Below are 17,037 nucleotides of genomic sequence, written 5' to 3'. Positions count from 1 at the left end.
GAGTGCAAATGTATATATTAAAAAAGAATTCTGACTAACAACACATTGGAAAAAACAGCTTTAGGGTTTAAACTTTCTTTGCTGCAAAAACTTAGTACGCATGATACGGGCTGTTTTATGATCTCCCGTATGACTCCATCCGGGTGGCATTAGCAAATACAATAGTTTGTTTTTAATCCCCGGTGCTTTATATACATCTTTTACAAGGGCTATGATCTCACCAAAATAGACATCTAAAAAACTGCCTGAATTCATCTTACGGGTAATACCGTATTCTATTTTTATGTCCTTATCCTCATCTTGAAATGTCCCAAAAAGCTTATCCCAAATGTTCAAAAGATTACAAAAATTTGTATCTATATATAACGGGTTTCTGGCATGATGTATTCTATGATGTGATGGTGTAAGTATAATTCTATTCAAAAGCCCCAGCCTTCCATCTTTAATTAAATTTTCACCCACATGAATAAAAGCGCCATAAGTCCCATCAATAAACATGATTAGAAAAAGCATTTCGGGTTTTACCCCTAATAAAATACAAACTGTAGTACGTATAACATCCGCATAAGGCGCTTCAAGGAAAAAATGCGCATATGTTACAGACAAATTCATATTTTCCGGAGCATGATGAGTGGAATGCAAGCACCATAAAAGACGCACTTTATGCCCCCAATAATGGTATAAAAAATGCCCAAACTCCCAGACAATATAACCATATATAAACCAATACCACCTAAGGTGCGTTTCAAATAAAGCATACTTTTGAAAAAAACCAATACAGAATGTAACCATAGCTATGGCTATAAATCTACCTACAAACCGATTAAATACGTAAATCAGGAAATTTACTTTGTAAACTTTAGTTTGCGGTTTCTTATAGACAAAACTTAAAATTAGTTCTAATAATAAAAGCAATGGAATTACAGGGTATATAAGTGCTACAATACCATCCCGAGTTTTAAAAGTCTCATAATTTCCTGCTTCTAAAATTTCCCAGGCCTGACTAATTCCTAAAAAACTTATTATTTCGTTCCATAAAACGTCTAACAATTCCATTATAAAAGTCTACAATTAAATTTCCAGAGTGTTGCTTAAGAAAGAAAAATATAACTTTTTGTAATTAAAAAAAAATCCCAAGCTTACGCTCGGGATTTTTAATTATTCATTATTAACTTTTAATTCATTCATCGGGATGCATAAAGCGTTGTTTAGCCAACAATTCTTCTTCTGTTTCCACATGGTCTTCATCCGGCACACAACAGTCTACCGGACAAACCGCCGCACACTGGGGCTCATCATGAAAGCCTTTACATTCCGTACACTTATCAGGAACGATGTAGTACAACTCATCACTGATCGGTTCTTGTGCTTCTTCAGCATCAACCTCTGTACCGTTCGTTAATACCACCGTACCCTCCAAGCTGGTACCATCTTTATAACGCCAATCATCGGCGCCTTCATAAATTGCGGTGTTTGGGCACTCTGGTTCACAAGCCCCGCAATTTATACATTCGTCTGTTATTATTATTGCCATACCGTTTTTTCTCTTGAGTTTCCTTAAATTTGCAGACGCAAAAATAAAGCCAAAACCATTCATAACCAAATCAAGCATGCAATTACAGGAAAGAATTAATGCTTTTGTAAAATTAGGAGATTTTTTAGGGCAATTCTCTAACGAAGTTGTTACTAAAAATGATAATATTGAATACAATAATCTTTTCTTTGATGGTTTTAAGCACCAGCTAAAACTAGCCCAAGAGCACAACGGATGGTTTACAAAAGAGACTATCACCTTTGCCTTAAAAAGCTGGAGTGATGCTTTAACTTTAGACAATTTAACCAAGTGGATGTCTCCTTATGATTTAAATGCTGTTAGTCCGAAACAAGTAGCTATCATAATGGCAGGAAACATCCCCTTAGTAGGGTTTCATGATTTTTTATCGGTACTGATGTCCGGCCACAATGTACTGGTAAAACAATCTTCAAACGACAAACAGCTGCTGCCCTATTTGGCTAAATATTTAGAGCATGTAGCGCCCGATTTTAAAGGACGGATGTCATTCACAGAAGATAAAATTGAAAACTTTGATGCAGTTATAGCTACCGGAAGTAATAATACGGCACGTTATTTTGAATATTACTTTAAAGGAAAGCCTTCAATTATTCGGAATAACAGAAATTCTGTGGCGGTTTTAACCGGTAATGAAACTAAAGGCGACCTTAAAGCCCTTTCGGAAGACATCTTCAGGTATTATGGTTTGGGATGCAGAAATGTATCAAAGCTATTTGTTCCAAAGGGCTATAATTTTGATACGTTCTTTGAATCTGTTTATCACTGGCATCCCATTATAGAAGACACCAAATACGCCAACAATTATGATTATAATAAGGCCGTGTATTTAATGAGCGAATTTGATATGCTGGAGAACGGATTCCTTATGATCAAAGAAGACCAAAGCTACGCATCACCTATAGCCACGGTGTTTTATGAATTCTATGATGATTTGGACGAGCTTAAGAAAAAACTGAAGGCGGACGAACAACAAATTCAGTGTGTTGTCTCCAACGGATTCATTGAAAACGAAATCGCATTTGGAGACACCCAGAAACCGCAACTTTGGGATTATGCGGATAGTGTCGATTCTGTTGAATTTTTGTTATCAATTTGACGAAAAAATTATTGAATTTTTATTAAGATTTATTTAATTAATTACCAACTTTGCATCTTTAAATTTTACCACACAAAATGAGAAAACATATCTTTAATGCAGGTCCCTGCGTTTTACCACAAGAAGTATTACAAAAAGCATCACAAGCTGTTCTGGATTTAGATAACAGCGGATTATCAGTAATTGAAATATCGCACAGAAGTAAAGCTTTTGTTGATATTATGGAAAATGCCAGAGCCTTAGCATTAGAATTACTTGGTTTAGAAGGCAAAGGTTACAAAGCTTTATTCTTACAAGGTGGAGCAAGCACACAGTTTTTAATGGTTGCTTTAAACTTATTGGAAAAAAGAGCGGGTTATTTAAATTCAGGGTCCTGGGCTGCTAAAGCTATTAAAGAAGCTGAAATTTTTGATGATATTTACGAAGTTGCCTCATCTAAGGAAGCTAACTACAATTATATTCCAAAAGGGTACGATATTCCTGAAAACTACGATTATTTTCACTGTACCTCAAACAATACCATTTTTGGAACCCAAATGAAAACGTTTCCTGACTCGCCAATCCCTATGGTTTGTGATATGAGTAGTGATATCTTTTCAAGGACTTTGGATTTTACACAATTCGATATTATATATGCTGGAGCTCAAAAGAACATGGGACCGGCAGGTACTACATTGGTTGTTATTAAAGAGGATTGTTTAGGTAAAGTATCGCGTAAAATTCCATCCATGATGGATTATAAAACGCATATAAGCAAAGGTAGTATGTTCAATACACCTCCTGTTTTTGCAGTATACACCTCTATGCTAACCTTAGAATGGTTAAAAGGCCTTGGTGGTATTGCAGCTATTGAACAGGAAAACGAAAAGAAGGCGCGTTTAATGTATTCTGAAATTGATTTGAACCCCTTATTTAAAGGGTTTGCTACAAAAGCAGACCGTTCTATGATGAATGCCACGTTCACCTTAGAAAACGAAAACCTTAAAGAAACCTTTGAAACCATGCTAAAAGAAGCCGGCATTAGCGGTTTAAATGGTCACAGAAGTGTTGGTGGTTACAGGGCATCCATGTACAATGCTCTATCACTTGACAGCGTTAAGGCTGTTGTAGAAGTTATGAGTGAACTAGAGAGCAAAGCATAAATAAAGTTTTCAGTGAGCAGTCCCAGTAATCAGCTGCTTACTGAAGCTTAAAACCAGACGTCATTCCGAACGAAGTGAAGGAATCTGTTCATAAGATTGCTTGGTCATGCTTCCTCACAATGACAAAAAATAACATAATCTTAAAGTGCAAAGTATGAAGTTAGCATAACTTTGAACTTAGAATTTAAAACTTAGAACTTAAAATGAAAGTATTAGCAAACGACGGTATTTCACAAAGCGGGATTGATGCTTTAGAAAAAGCAGGTTACCAGGTAAGTACCACAACCGTAGCGCAGGAACAGTTGATAAACTATATCAATGAGAATGATATTAGTGTATTATTGGTACGTAGTGCCACAACAGTTCGTAAAGATCTAATTGATGCTTGTCCAAACTTAAAGATCATTGGTCGTGGTGGTGTTGGTATGGATAACATTGATGTGGAATATGCCAGAGAGCAAGGTAGACATGTTATTAATACGCCTGCTGCATCATCACATTCGGTAGCAGAATTAGTATTTGGCCACTTATATGGTTTAGCACGTTTTTTACATAACGCAAACAGAGAAATGCCTTTAGAGGGCGATAGCAATTTTAAAGGTTTAAAGAAGGCTTACGCCAAAGGAACTGAATTAAAAGGCAAAACTTTAGGTGTTTTAGGTTTCGGACGTATTGGTCAGGCTACCGCAAAAGTAGCTTTAGGTGCCGGCATGAAAGTCGTTGCTTTTGATCCGTTTATTGATAAAGCCAATTTGGAATTAGAGTTCTTTGATGGTCAAAAAGTAAATTTTGATATCGAAACCATTTCTAAGGAAGACGTTTTAAAACAAGCAGACTTTTTAACGCTTCACGTACCGGCTCAAAAAGATTATGTCATTGACGAAGCCGAGTTTAATATTATGAAAGAAGGGGTTATTTTAGCGAATGCCGCTCGTGGTGGTGTAGTTAATGAAGTAGCATTAGTAAAAGCCATTGAAAGTGGTAAAGTTGCCAGAGCCGCTCTGGACGTGTTTGAAAAAGAACCAAAGCCAGAAGTTCAATTACTAATGAATCCTGCTTTATCGTTAACACCTCATACCGGTGCGGCGACTAATGAGGCACAAGACAGAATTGGTACAGAATTAGCGTCACAAATCATTAGTATTCTTGGGTAATACGCTTTAATGTGACCTAAACGTTATAATGGAGTCCTAACTGTATAAGTTGGGACTTTTTTTGTACCTTCAATATCCATTTTTTAACCCTTTTAAATTAGAATAAAATCATGTCAGGAATTTTAGATTTATTAAACAGTGACCTGGGAAAAACCATTGTTAGTGGTGTTGCAGGTCAGACTAATCAGCCTCAAAATAAAACACAAGATGTATTAACAATGGCTCTACCTGTGTTAATGCAAGCTATGAAACGTAATGCTTCAACACCTCAGGGTGCCGAAGGTTTATTAGGTGCTCTTAACGGGAAACACGACGGTAGTATTTTAGATGATTTAAGTGGATTATTTGGCGGTGGTGTTGACAATGATGTACTGGATGATGGTGGCAAAATTCTGGGACATGTTTTAGGGAACAAACAACAAAATGTGCAAATGGCTTTAAGTCAAAAGTCAGGCGTTGATGCCGGTACTGTAGCCCAAATATTAAAAGTAGCAGCCCCCATACTAATGGGTATTTTAGGGAAACAGACCAGGCAACAAAACGTAAGCAATCAAAGTGGGATTGAAGGCTTGTTAGGTGGTTTGCTTAGCGGCAACTCACCGCAACAGGAACAAAGTTTTTTAGAGTCTATCCTTGATGCCGATGGTGACGGTAGTGTAATTGATGATGTTGCAGGGATGGTTTTAGGAGGCAACAAAAAGAAAAGCGGACTTGGTGGTTTGCTGGGAGGCTTATTTGGAGGAAAACGATAGTCATTTCTATAACAAATACGTAAAAATGCCAAACTTAATGTTTGGCATTTTTTTGTTAAAATCGTTATCTGATAAAGCTTTACGGAATGATTTTTGTAACTTTAAGTACGTGATCCGGTAACGTTTACTCATTAAAAACAGGTGTTGCCTCAATGGTACTTTAGCAAAGACAAATGGTACTGTAGTTTTGAAGTCTAAATTGAAATATTGATACATGATGAAAAATTTAATATATATAATGGCCGTCTGCGTATTTTTTGCTTTTAATTGTAACTCTACAAAACAAGTGGCGTCAATAAATGACGAGCATACCGTAGACGAGCGTACTGAAACCATTAAAGTAAATGATACCGTTAAGATTGCCAATGAGGAGTTAGAATACGAAATTATAATTATAGATCCTGGTTTTGCCACCTGGCTACTTACAAATGCCAGGCCGGAAGGGTTTTATTCACAACAGTATCTGGAAACCAGGAATAAAATTTATGTTATAGAGTGGAATCAGAGAGTTCAGCAGCCGTTTCGTTTCAATCCTAATTTATACGAACTTAGAATAGATTATGAGCCGCATATTGACTATGGCTATGAGGTGAATTACAAGCTTTACAACTACTTTATTTATTTTCAGATGCGCTTTAATCAAAGATTAGGGCCGTTTATTCCAAGAATTTAACGATGCTACTTATTTTTCTTCTGCAAAACTAAATTTTTAAATGAAAAAAAATCATGTACTTTTGCGGTTAAAGAAAAGCTGTGAATAAATTAAAAGAACATTGGGGTATAGAATCTAACTGGCAAATTGTGATCATTTTTATCGTATTTGCTGTTACCGGTTCTACGGCATCCTACATTGGAAAGCCCATTCTTAACTACTTAAATATTACGTCCGAAGGCCTGGGGGCTTTTGGATATTGGACCATTCGCATCCTTTTGCTTTTTATAGTTTACCAATTTTTACTGGTTGGTTTTGGCTGGCTCTTTGGACAGTACAAATTCTTCTGGGGTTTTGAGAAGAAAATGTTACGAAGATTTGGCCTTTTTAAAGTAAAAAAACAATAATTTGTTAATGTTCTTAGTTTTATATAGCATATCTTTGCTTGAATTTTGATGAAAAACAGTTTCATAAAAATAGCGTCTATCTTTTTTTTAACAGTGTTATTGGCCAGTAATGTCGTTAATTTGCATATATATTTTCATGAGCAAGTCGAGGCACTTAATAACTGTCAAAACAATGATAGCGAGAATCACGATAATGAAGAGGATTCAGATATCCCATGTGATTTATGTCATATTGCTTTCACACTTAACGGTTTAGACTACAATAAAGCGCCGGAGTTTTCAATTAAAAGTACGGTATTTACTCAACAATATACTTTAAAGGATTTAACGGTTCACGTTGAATTACTTCATGAACAGCCCTGTTTAAACAACAACAGAAACAAAGCCCCTCCTTCTCTGGTTTAGTACTTCATAACCATTAGTAAATAAATTAGTAATCAGGATATTTAATAAATGAAAAATATCTTTCTAATCTTATTTATACTAATATCCAGTTTTAGTTACAGTCAGAAATGCAATGGTATTTTTATTGGGGAAATAACAGATTTTCATAATAAAAAACCGCTGGAAAATGCAACTATTAAACTTATTGGTACAAATAAGGTTACCATATCAGACCATAAAGGAAAATTCACCTTTGAAGACTTATGCCACGGCACCTATAATGTAGAAGTGTCGCATTTAAGTTGTGAAACTAAAGTTTTTGTATTGGAAATTAATGGGAACATATACAAAGCCATCAGCCTGGAGCATCATTTAGAAGCCTTAAATGAAGTGGTTGTTACTGCTAATTCAAAAATTGAAAAGACCAGCATACAGCAATCGGTCTCCAAAGAAGTTATTGAGAATTTTTCTGATAAATCATTAGGAGATGCTTTAAACACCATTAGTGGTGTCTCGTCATTAAACACGGGAAATACTATTGTAAAACCCATGATACATGGGTTGCATAGTAGCAGGCTTTTAATTGTTAACAACAATGTACGCTTATTTGACCAGGAATGGGGAGACGAACATGCCCCTAATATTGATATCAATTCCGGAGGAAGAATAGACGTTATTAAAGGGGCTAATACCTTAATGTACGGAAGCGATGCCATTGGGGGATTAATATTAATTCGCCCGGAAAACTACGCTGTTAAAGATAGTCTATTTGGTAAAAGTGCGCTGTCTTTAAATACAAACGGATGGGGAGGCAACATCAATTCTGAATTGGTAAGAACCTTTAAAAACGGCTTTTATACCAGAGCTCAAGCCAGTTATAAGGTATTTGGGGATTTTGAAGCCCCCGATTATAATTTATCAAACACAGGGGTTAAAAGTATAAATGCTTCTGCCAGGGTAGGTTATAAATCTTTCGAAAAGGGTTTTGATGCTTATTACAGTTTTGTTGATAATACACTTGGAATATTAAGAGCAGCTCATATTGGTAATGTTGGTGACCTGGTAAGAGCTATTGAAAGTAAAGAGCCGGACTATATTGATGAGTTCTCGCATCACATTGACAATCCAAAACAGGCCATCTTTCATCATTTGGCTAAAATAGAAGCCTATAAGCGATTTAAGGGTTTGGGTAAATTGACACTTCAGTACGATTTTCAAATAAACAGACGAAAAGAATTTGACAGAAGACGAGGTGAGCTTAGAAACAGACCGGCAATCGATCTTAGGCTATTTACCACATCATTACAACCTAATCTGAGAATAGATGCTTTTGATAATTTAAAGCTGAATACGGGATTTTTACTACGATATCAGCAAAATGATGCCATTTCAGGAACCGGAGCTCGCCAATTAATTCCCGATTACGAAAAATATGATTTTGGCGTCTATGCCACAGGGGTCTATAGTTTAAATCTGTTCTCAGAGCTAAGTGCCGGTTTGAGGTATGATTTTTCACGAATAGATGCTAACAAAAGGTATAGGATTACAGATTGGGACGATGTTTATAATTACGACGAATTATTTCCTGAATTTAACATAGGAATTGATGATCTGGAATATATAACTAACCCCAAATTTTCGTTCCATAATATATCAGCCGGTTTAGGCTATGTAAGGCATTACAGCAATGACTTTGAATTACTAATTAATTACGGGTTAGCCTCCAGAATGCCAAACCCTTCCGAATTGTTCAGTGACGGATTACATCACGGTGCTGCCAGAATAGAGATAGGAAGACTGAACATGAAGAAAGAAGTTGCCAATAAACTTATGGTGTCTTTAGAACGAAACCACCAGGGTTTTGGTTTTGCGATCAGTCCGTATTACAAATATATAAGTGATTTCATTCAATTAATACCAATAGATGCAACAACAACTATTAGAGGAGCATTTGTTGAATGGGAATATATTCAGGTTGATGCCCAAATATTTGGTGTAGATATAGATGTAGATAAGAAAATCACTAATAACTTAGGTTATAATGGCAGTTTAAGCCTCTTAAAAGGTGATAATCTTTCAGATGACATTCCACTTATTCACATGCCCTCCACAAATTTTTCAAATGAATTAACATATAAAAACAAAGACCTAAACCAGTTATCTATCGGTCTTAAACAAGAAACTGTATTACAACAAAACAGGTTTCCAGACTATAATTTTTTCACGTTCGATCCTGTACTACAAGACGATGTTTATGTAGATATTAGTTCGACACCTCCTGCCTATACCCTTTTTAATTTTAGCAGTTCCATGAACTTTAACGCCTTTAAAACCGGAAACATCAAAGTAGAATTTAATATAGAAAATCTGTTCAATGTTTCTTACAGAGAAAACTTAAACAGGTTACGATATTTTGCTGATGAGGTAGGCAGAAACTTTAATGTAAAACTCAAATTCAATTATTAATAAATCATGTCAAATTTTAAATTAAAAACCATGAAAACAATTAAATTATTAGCCGTATTTTTTATTTCCAGCCTAACTGTTTTAAGCTGTTCAAGTGACGATGATCATGATGATGATCATGACCATGAAGAAGAATTAATTACCACCGTTGTCTACACATTGACCAATAATGCAGATAACACAGATGTAGTTATATTAACTTTTACTGATCTCGACGGTGAAGGTGGTGCGGATGGTGTGTATGATGTCTCAGGTCCTTTTACTGCCAATGCCACCTATACCGGAGCTATGAAGTTATGGAACGCTACTGAAACCCCTGCAGAAGATATTACCATAGAAGTGAAGGCAGAAGATGATGAACATGAATTCTTCTACACCAATACCGCCGGGTTAACTATTACTAAAACCGATGTTGATGGTGGTGGTAATCCTGTTGGTATAGACACAACGGTAGATACCGGTGCTGCAGGTACAGGTACTTTAACCGTAATTTTAAAGCATGAGCCAACAAAACCAAACGATGGGACGGCTACAGGCGCGGGTGGAAGCACCGATATAGAAGTAACTTTCAATGTTACCGTGGCTTAGTGGCACATAATCTTTTGTGATACAGATAAAAAAACCCTTTCAGTTTGAAAGGGTTTTTTTTATGGGTAAGCCTATAAATGTGGTATTCACGCACTCCCGATAGAAAAAAGAACTGTACATTAGTACCTTTAATAGTTGCTAATGTACTTCAGGTACTCTCTATACCTTTTGTTTAGTTTTTTTTGGTTGGCTATACCTGCTCAGGATCACAATTTTGGGCAGGTATTCGATAGTATACAACACTTACATAAACTATCTGATGATCAATCTTTAGACTTGGATGCCAGACTTCTATATGCTAAAAAGGCGAGCGAGCTATCCTATAAAACTCGTAATGATTCTATAACTTTAAAAAGTAATGAGACTCTTTCTAAAGCATTTTGGGAGAATAACATGTTTGATGAATATAGAAACCTTAACAGGAAGAATTTAGAGTTAGCCATAAAAGTAAAAGACTCTTCCTCTATAGGGCGAGCCCATTTAAATTTAGGTGATTATTATAGAAAAAAAACACCTTACAGTGATAGTGCCTTTTATCAATACCATGTTGCTGAAAAAATATATAGAGATTTAGGTATTAAATTTCAGCTTGCAAAAGCGATATTAGGTAAAGCTGTAATCAAGAAAGAGGAAAAAGATTTTACTGGTAGTGAAGTTGATTCATTTGAAGCTCTTACTTTACTAAAATCATTACCTCAAAACGACAAAACAAACACCTTAAAATCACTTATATTTAACCACTTGGGTATAGTAAATGTTGAGTTAGGATTATATAAAGAAGCAATAAAATACCACAACAAGGCACTGCTACTAAAGAAAAATTTAAATGAAAAATCTGAACTAAGTATTTATATATCTCTCAACAATATTTCCTATACCTATAAAAAATTAGGAAAATTTAAATTAGCTCTTAATCATTTTGATCAAATATTAAAGGATGAAAACGTAAGACAAAATCACGTTTGGCTTTATGTATTAGCTTTGGAAAATTATGCTCACACATTATTTTTATCTAAGCAATATGAACAACTACCATATTTATATCATAAAACATTAAAAATAGCAGACGCCGAAAACGTAGTTTACGAAACCATAATTGCCCATCAACATCTAGCCGAGTACTATTACCATTTTAAACAAAAAGACTCCGCTAAGTTTCACGCATATAAAGCCAAAGAAAAATCTGAACAATACTATGCTGATGATTTATTAAAATCATTATTGGTACTCTCAAAAGTTGAAGATGACAGTATTGCCGTAAAGCATTATGCAGAGTATATTAAGCTTAATGATAGTATTCAGAAGAATGAACGGTTAACCAGAAACAAGTTTGCCAGAATTAGGTTTGAAACTGATACATATATTGATAAAACTAAACGTTTAAGCTCCCAGAATACTGTAATCATAGCCATTGGGTTGGTTATTGTCCTGGTTTTAGGTTTACTGTACATCATCAAAATACAACACTCTAAAAACGAAAAACTGCGTTTTGTAAGTGCCCAACAGGTAGCCAATGAAGAGATCTACTCGCTTATGCTCAGACAACAGGCCAAAGTGGAAGAAGGCCGGCTTCAGGAACGGCATCATATTGCTGAAGAACTTCATGATGGTATTTTAAACAGGCTTACCGGTTCCCGGTTAGGACTTGAATTCCTTTTTTATGATGATGCCCCTGTCAAAGTAAAATATAAGCCCTATCTAAATGAATTTCAAAGTATTGAAAAAGATATCAGGGATCTTTCCCATAACTTAAAAAATACCAAACTAAATTTAAATGGTGATTTTATAAGTATTATAAAAACTTACCTCAAACCTTTATGTGAGCTTCACCAATTAAATTGCGAGGTAACCAATGACCAAACCATCTTTTGGGAGGATATTAATGATATTATTAAGGTCAATTTATACAGAATTGTACAGGAAGCCACTCAAAACACTATTAAACATGCAAAAGCCACTAACTTGTTAGTAAGCTTTTTATTAATAAATACTCATTTGCAATTAGAGATCAGGGATGATGGTACAGGATTCAACCCGCAAAAACCGGCCAAAGGCATCGGTTTAAAAAATATTGCTTCCAGGGTTGAAAAGCTTAAAGGGACACTGGATATTAATTCTGAGGTCAAGAAAGGGACCATACTAACCATTACCATTCCTATGTAATAGTTATAACCTAAACCTCAATGACGGTTTCTTTTTTAGGACTTAAAACATAGGAGTAAAACCACATCAAAGTAAATGTTGGTATGACATCAAGACCTGGCATCGCTTCTTCTATAAAAGCAACTGCTCCGGCAATCTTACCTTCCTTTCCTTTATACAGCTTAGTCATTATATAGGCAGAAGCCGGCGCCCAAACAATATCCGAAAATTCACCAATGCCCGGAATAATAAAAGACACATATCCCATAGCATCCAGGAAAAGGCTTAAGAGTAGTTTTTTGTATTTATTCATGAATTATTTTTATTGTTTTTGTATAATAAATGACCATAACATTTGTCAACCTGAACTGTCACACTGAACTTGCCTAAGTGTTGTTTCAGATTCTCATCAAATCCAATTAACTGCTCGCTCGCTAAGACACAAAGACAACAAAGTATCTTAAATAACAAATTCCAACTTCCGTCCTCCACCACCGGTCTTCCATCTTCCGTCTTAATATTTAATTCCAATTAGTTTCTCGCAAAGGCGCAAAGACGCCAAGGCATCTCAAATTCCAAATACCAAACAAGTTCCAACCTTAGTTTCCTACTTCGGTCTTCTGTCTTCCAACTTCCGTCTTCTGTCTTGATTCTTTGTTCTTAAATTTATAAAACAAATACTTGTAAATTTTAATAACCTAATAACAAGAAACATACCAATTTATTGTATTACAACTATTTCCCTATCAGTTTTAAAAACTCATTACGGGTTTCTATTTTTTCAAACTGGCCTCTGAACCCCGAGGTGGTGGTGATTGAATTTTGTTTTTGAACACCGCGCATCATCATACACATATGAGATGCTTCAATAACCACAGCTACCCCCTGAGGTTTCAACGTGTCGTTGATACAATCCAGGATCTGTTCGGTTAAGCGTTCCTGCACCTGCAAACGTCTGGCAAAAACATCAACAATTCTCGGTAGCTTACTCAGACCAACAATTTGTCCATTAGGAATATAGGCTATATGCACTTTGCCGAAAAACGGCAAAATATGATGCTCACAAAGCGAATACAACTCAATATCTTTTACAATCACCATTTCGTCATAAGACTCTTTGAACATGGCACTTTTAAGGATCTCAACCGGATCCTGATGATACCCCTGTGTTAAAAACTGCATGGCTTTGGCTGCACGTTCCGGGGTTTTCAACAACCCGTCACGGGCTGCGTCTTCACCCAGATCTTCAATAATTTTTTTATAACGGTCCTTAACATCGTCAGTGACCTGGATGTTGTATTCTTCAAACTTTTTATACGGCATATATTTTGATAAATCTTGTGTTATAAAAGTACATGAATTTTTTCATTTAAAAATTCGCAAAAACCGAATGAAAGCATTATGGGTTCTAAAAAGTGGGAAAAAAGTGGATTATTGCTTTTTTTTAACTTTTAATTAGCACTATTTCACAAATCAGGAAAGTAGCTTTGTACAGCATCTCTAAGCTCGTCATCAATCAAAATGCGACAAATAAGATTTCTGGTCCTTATAATGACTCTATTGTCCACGCTATGCTGGTCACAATCGAAGAAATCTCTAACCATTAGCAGAACAAGCACCCCTCCCAAAATTGACGGGATCTTAAATGAAACTATCTGGCAAAAGGCAGATCAGGCAAAGGATTTTGTGCAATTCCGACCCGAAATGGATGTTGTGGAAGCCGATAGCATAAAGACCATTGTAAAGATGGCTTATGATGATAATGCCATATACGTCGGTGCCTATCTATATGACGATCCTAAAGACATCATGAAACAGCTTACCAGCAGAGACAATTTTGGGCAATCGGACTTTTTCGGAGTGATCTTTAATCCGAATAACGACGGCCAAAATGATACCGAGTTTTTTGTTTTTAGTTCCGGCACCCAGGCTGATGCCCTACAGAGCCCAAGCAATGGCGAAGACTTTAGTTGGAATGCGGTTTGGGACAGTGCTGTAAAAATAGTCTCTGATGGTTGGATCGTGGAAATGAAAATACCGTATCGCTGTCTGCGCTTTTCCAATACCAACGTGCAGGAATGGGGCTTACAATTTCATCGGCATTTTAGAAGGGACAGAACACAATACACTTGGAACCCTATAGATCCCTCTAAAGGAAATATAGGACTCTACCACGGTGTGCTCCGCGGACTTGAAAATATTGATCCACCGGTTAGATTAAGCTTATATCCGTTTACATCGGGTTTGCTAAATACCATTGACGGGCAAACAGATACCGATATCAATATTGGCCTGGATCTAAAATACGGTATCAGTGAAAACTTCACACTGGATGCCACTCTAATTCCGGATTTCAGCCAGGCCGGTTTTGATGATGTGGAACTCAACTTAGGCCCATTCGAGCAAACATTTTCAGAACAACGTCAATTTTTTACGGAAGGGGTTGATCTATTCAATAAAGGAAACCTGTTCTTTTCAAGGCGTATTGGAAATGGCCCAAGCGGTGATATATCGCTGAATGATGATGAAGAATACGTTCATAATCCGTCAACGGTCAAAGTATTAAACGCCTTAAAAATATCAGGACGTACTAAAAAGGGGCTAGGTATTGGCGTGTTCAATGCCATTACCGAAAAAACTACGGCTACGGTTAAAAATAACACTGATGGGTCCACCAGGATCGAAACTGTAGAGCCCTTAGCCAACTATAGCATTTTGGTAATTGATAAACAGTTTAACCAAAATTCATCGGTTAGCTTAATTAATACCAATGTTACCAGGGCCGGTCACTTTAGAGATGCCAATGTTACGGGTTTATTAGCCGATATTTCAAATAAACGCAATACCTACAACATTGACGGCCAATTAAAAATGAGCCGTTTAAATTTAACCGACGGGGATCAGGTGGGATACAATTACCTCGTCTCTGCCAGAAAATCTCATGGCAATATGCGCTATGGAGCCTATCATGTCTATGCCGATAATAAGTATGATATCAATGACCTGGGTTTAATACGCAGGAACAATTACAGTAATTATGGAGCATTTGCCTCCTACAGGATATTTAAGCCTACCAAACGATTAAACCGGCATAGTATTGCAGTAGAGTTAAACCACCGCTATCTGGCTGTCCCGAATGTTTATACCGGTACGGAATTGGAATTGGATTATTTTGCACAAACCAGAAAGATATTCACTTATGGGTTTGATTTTGAAATGGATATGGGCAACAGATACGATTATTTTGAACCAAGAACCGAAGGCCGGTATTTCTTGTATAAAAACAAAACGGAGGTTTCTGCCTGGATCTCTACAAACTTTAATAAAAGATTTGCATTTAACATAAACCTAGGCACTGAGACCTATTTTGATGATTCCAGGGACACCAGGAAATACGGCATCAATTTTTCACCCAGATTTCGGTTGAATGACCATCTATTGCTAAGATATTCCACAGAATATGTTAAAGCCGACAAGGATATTGGGTATACCGACAAAGTAGATGATGCTATTATTTTCGGTATTAGAAATCAGAAAGAAATTACCAACACCTTATCTGCCGATTACAGTTTTAATCCTTTTCAATCATTATCTTTAAAATTTAGAAATTACTGGTCCGGTGTGGATTATCATAACAATCTATTCGTTTTAGCAGATAACGGCACCTTATCCCGGGAGGGTGTTTACACGGCATCCGGTTTAGAGAACGATCCTAATATCAATTTCAACACCTGGAATTTGGATTTTAGTTATTCCTGGCAATTTGCCCCCGGCAGTTTTATAACAGCTCTATACAGAAACCGGTTGTTTTATGAAAACGATGATTCCGATAAAGGGTTTTCAGAAAGTTTAAACCTCTTATTAGATCAGCCTATTCAGCATACCTTTTCATTGCGTATTCAATATTTTATCGATTATAATGAGGTGAAAAAGTTGTTTAAGAATAAAAACAATTCTTAATTGTACGGCATTATTTAAAATAGTATTTTCACCCATAGATTTATTCTTATGATCCAAGCGAAGAACATTCATAAATACTATGATGACCTACACGTGCTAAAAGGGGTAGACATTCAGGTTGAAAAAGGGGAAGTAGTATCCATAGTAGGGCCATCCGGAGCCGGAAAAACCACGTTGCTTCAGATTTTAGGTACTTTAGATAATGCCTCAAAACAGGAACCTTTTGAACTGAACATTAACAGCACCAATCTATCTGCACTTTCTGATAGAGAATTAGCAAAATTCAGGAACCAACATATTGGTTTTATATTCCAGTTTCATCAATTATTGCCGGAGTTCACCGCTGTTGAAAATGTATGCTTACCGGCATTCATAAAAGGAACCAAAAAAGAAGCCGCCGAAATCAGGGCCAAAGAATTGCTGGATTTTTTAGGATTATCGCATCGTTATGATCATAAACCCAGTGAACTCTCGGGTGGTGAACAACAACGCGTGGCTGTTGCCAGGGCTTTAATTAATAAACCCGATTTAATTTTTGCCGATGAACCTTCCGGGAATTTAGACAGCGAATCTGCCGAAAATCTACACAGCCTCTTTTTTAAACTGCGGGACGAATTTGGGCAAACCTTTGTTATTGTGACGCACAACGAAGAATTAGCAGATATGGCCGATAGAAAACTCACCATGGTTGATGGGAAAATAATGAACTAAAGGCTATCTT

16 protein-coding genes are annotated in these 17,037 nt (G+C 36.3%); 12 read left to right on the top strand and 4 right to left on the bottom strand.

The window, feature by feature from the left end:
* Positions 1–60: 60 nt before the first annotated feature.
* Both Q0983_RS06190 and Q0983_RS06185 read right to left on the bottom strand, forming a co-directional pair.
* The gene (locus tag Q0983_RS06190; RefSeq protein WP_299550310.1) at positions 61–1,056 is read right to left on the bottom strand and encodes a sterol desaturase family protein; all 996 of its coding nucleotides are present in this window, start codon (positions 1,054–1,056) and stop codon (positions 61–63) included.
* Between the two features lie 124 nt (positions 1,057–1,180).
* A complete protein-coding gene (locus tag Q0983_RS06185) occupies positions 1,181–1,534 on the bottom strand; it encodes a 4Fe-4S dicluster domain-containing protein (protein WP_299550308.1) in 354 nt (117 codons plus the stop codon).
* A 76-nt stretch (positions 1,535–1,610) separates the two neighbouring features.
* Between Q0983_RS06185 and Q0983_RS06180 the strand changes: the two genes are divergently transcribed.
* From Q0983_RS06180 to Q0983_RS06135, 10 genes are all read left to right on the top strand, one after another.
* On the top strand, positions 1,611–2,669 hold the full coding sequence (locus tag Q0983_RS06180; RefSeq protein ID WP_299550306.1) for an acyl-CoA reductase: 1,059 nt from the start codon (positions 1,611–1,613) through the stop codon (positions 2,667–2,669).
* A 77-nt stretch (positions 2,670–2,746) separates the two neighbouring features.
* Positions 2,747–3,811, top strand: coding sequence for a 3-phosphoserine/phosphohydroxythreonine transaminase (serC, locus tag Q0983_RS06175; protein WP_299550304.1), 1,065 nt, complete (start codon positions 2,747–2,749; stop codon positions 3,809–3,811).
* A 203-nt stretch (positions 3,812–4,014) separates the two neighbouring features.
* Positions 4,015–4,965, top strand: coding sequence for a D-2-hydroxyacid dehydrogenase (locus tag Q0983_RS06170; RefSeq protein ID WP_299550302.1), 951 nt, complete (start codon positions 4,015–4,017; stop codon positions 4,963–4,965).
* Positions 4,966–5,075: 110 nt separating this feature from the next.
* Complete coding sequence (locus Q0983_RS06165) at positions 5,076–5,717, top strand: DUF937 domain-containing protein (RefSeq protein ID WP_299550300.1); 642 nt, start codon at positions 5,076–5,078, stop codon at positions 5,715–5,717.
* 217 nt (positions 5,718–5,934) lie between these two features.
* On the top strand, positions 5,935–6,390 hold the full coding sequence (locus Q0983_RS06160) for a DUF6146 family protein (protein ID WP_299550476.1): 456 nt from the start codon (positions 5,935–5,937) through the stop codon (positions 6,388–6,390).
* Between the two features lie 80 nt (positions 6,391–6,470).
* Complete coding sequence (locus Q0983_RS06155) at positions 6,471–6,776, top strand: DUF6787 family protein (protein ID WP_299550298.1); 306 nt, start codon at positions 6,471–6,473, stop codon at positions 6,774–6,776.
* Between the two features lie 48 nt (positions 6,777–6,824).
* Positions 6,825–7,181, top strand: coding sequence for a hypothetical protein (locus Q0983_RS06150; RefSeq protein WP_299550296.1), 357 nt, complete (start codon positions 6,825–6,827; stop codon positions 7,179–7,181).
* Positions 7,182–7,229: 48 nt separating this feature from the next.
* Positions 7,230–9,626, top strand: a complete 2,397-nt coding sequence (locus tag Q0983_RS06145) for a TonB-dependent receptor (RefSeq protein WP_299550294.1) — start codon at positions 7,230–7,232, stop codon at positions 9,624–9,626.
* A gap of 30 nt (positions 9,627–9,656) precedes the next feature.
* Positions 9,657–10,214: a type 1 periplasmic binding fold superfamily protein gene (locus tag Q0983_RS06140; protein WP_299550292.1), complete on the top strand. Its 558-nt coding sequence runs from the start codon at positions 9,657–9,659 to the stop codon at positions 10,212–10,214.
* 168 nt (positions 10,215–10,382) lie between these two features.
* A complete protein-coding gene (locus Q0983_RS06135) occupies positions 10,383–12,377 on the top strand; it encodes a sensor histidine kinase (RefSeq protein WP_299550290.1) in 1,995 nt (664 codons plus the stop codon).
* A 10-nt stretch (positions 12,378–12,387) separates the two neighbouring features.
* Here the strand turns inward: Q0983_RS06135 and Q0983_RS06130 are convergent, their stop codons facing one another.
* Both Q0983_RS06130 and folE read right to left on the bottom strand, forming a co-directional pair.
* Positions 12,388–12,669, bottom strand: a complete 282-nt coding sequence (locus Q0983_RS06130) for a hypothetical protein (protein ID WP_299550288.1) — start codon at positions 12,667–12,669, stop codon at positions 12,388–12,390.
* Between the two features lie 422 nt (positions 12,670–13,091).
* Entirely contained in the window at positions 13,092–13,679 is a 588-nt protein-coding gene (gene folE / locus Q0983_RS06125; protein WP_299550286.1) for a GTP cyclohydrolase I FolE, read from the bottom strand.
* 198 nt (positions 13,680–13,877) lie between these two features.
* Here folE and Q0983_RS06120 point away from each other — a divergent pair, with 198 nt between their 5' ends.
* A complete protein-coding gene (locus Q0983_RS06120; protein WP_299550284.1) occupies positions 13,878–16,316 on the top strand; it encodes a DUF5916 domain-containing protein in 2,439 nt (812 codons plus the stop codon).
* A gap of 48 nt (positions 16,317–16,364) precedes the next feature.
* Entirely contained in the window at positions 16,365–17,027 is a 663-nt protein-coding gene (locus Q0983_RS06115; RefSeq protein WP_299550282.1) for an ABC transporter ATP-binding protein, read from the top strand.
* The last annotated feature ends 10 nt before the right edge of the window (positions 17,028–17,037 follow it).

The organism is Seonamhaeicola sp. (assembly GCF_028281565.1).
Classification (GTDB): domain Bacteria; phylum Bacteroidota; class Bacteroidia; order Flavobacteriales; family Flavobacteriaceae; genus Seonamhaeicola.
The sequence above is the reverse complement of the archived record's forward strand: the minus strand, read 5'-3'. Positions and strand labels throughout refer to the sequence as shown.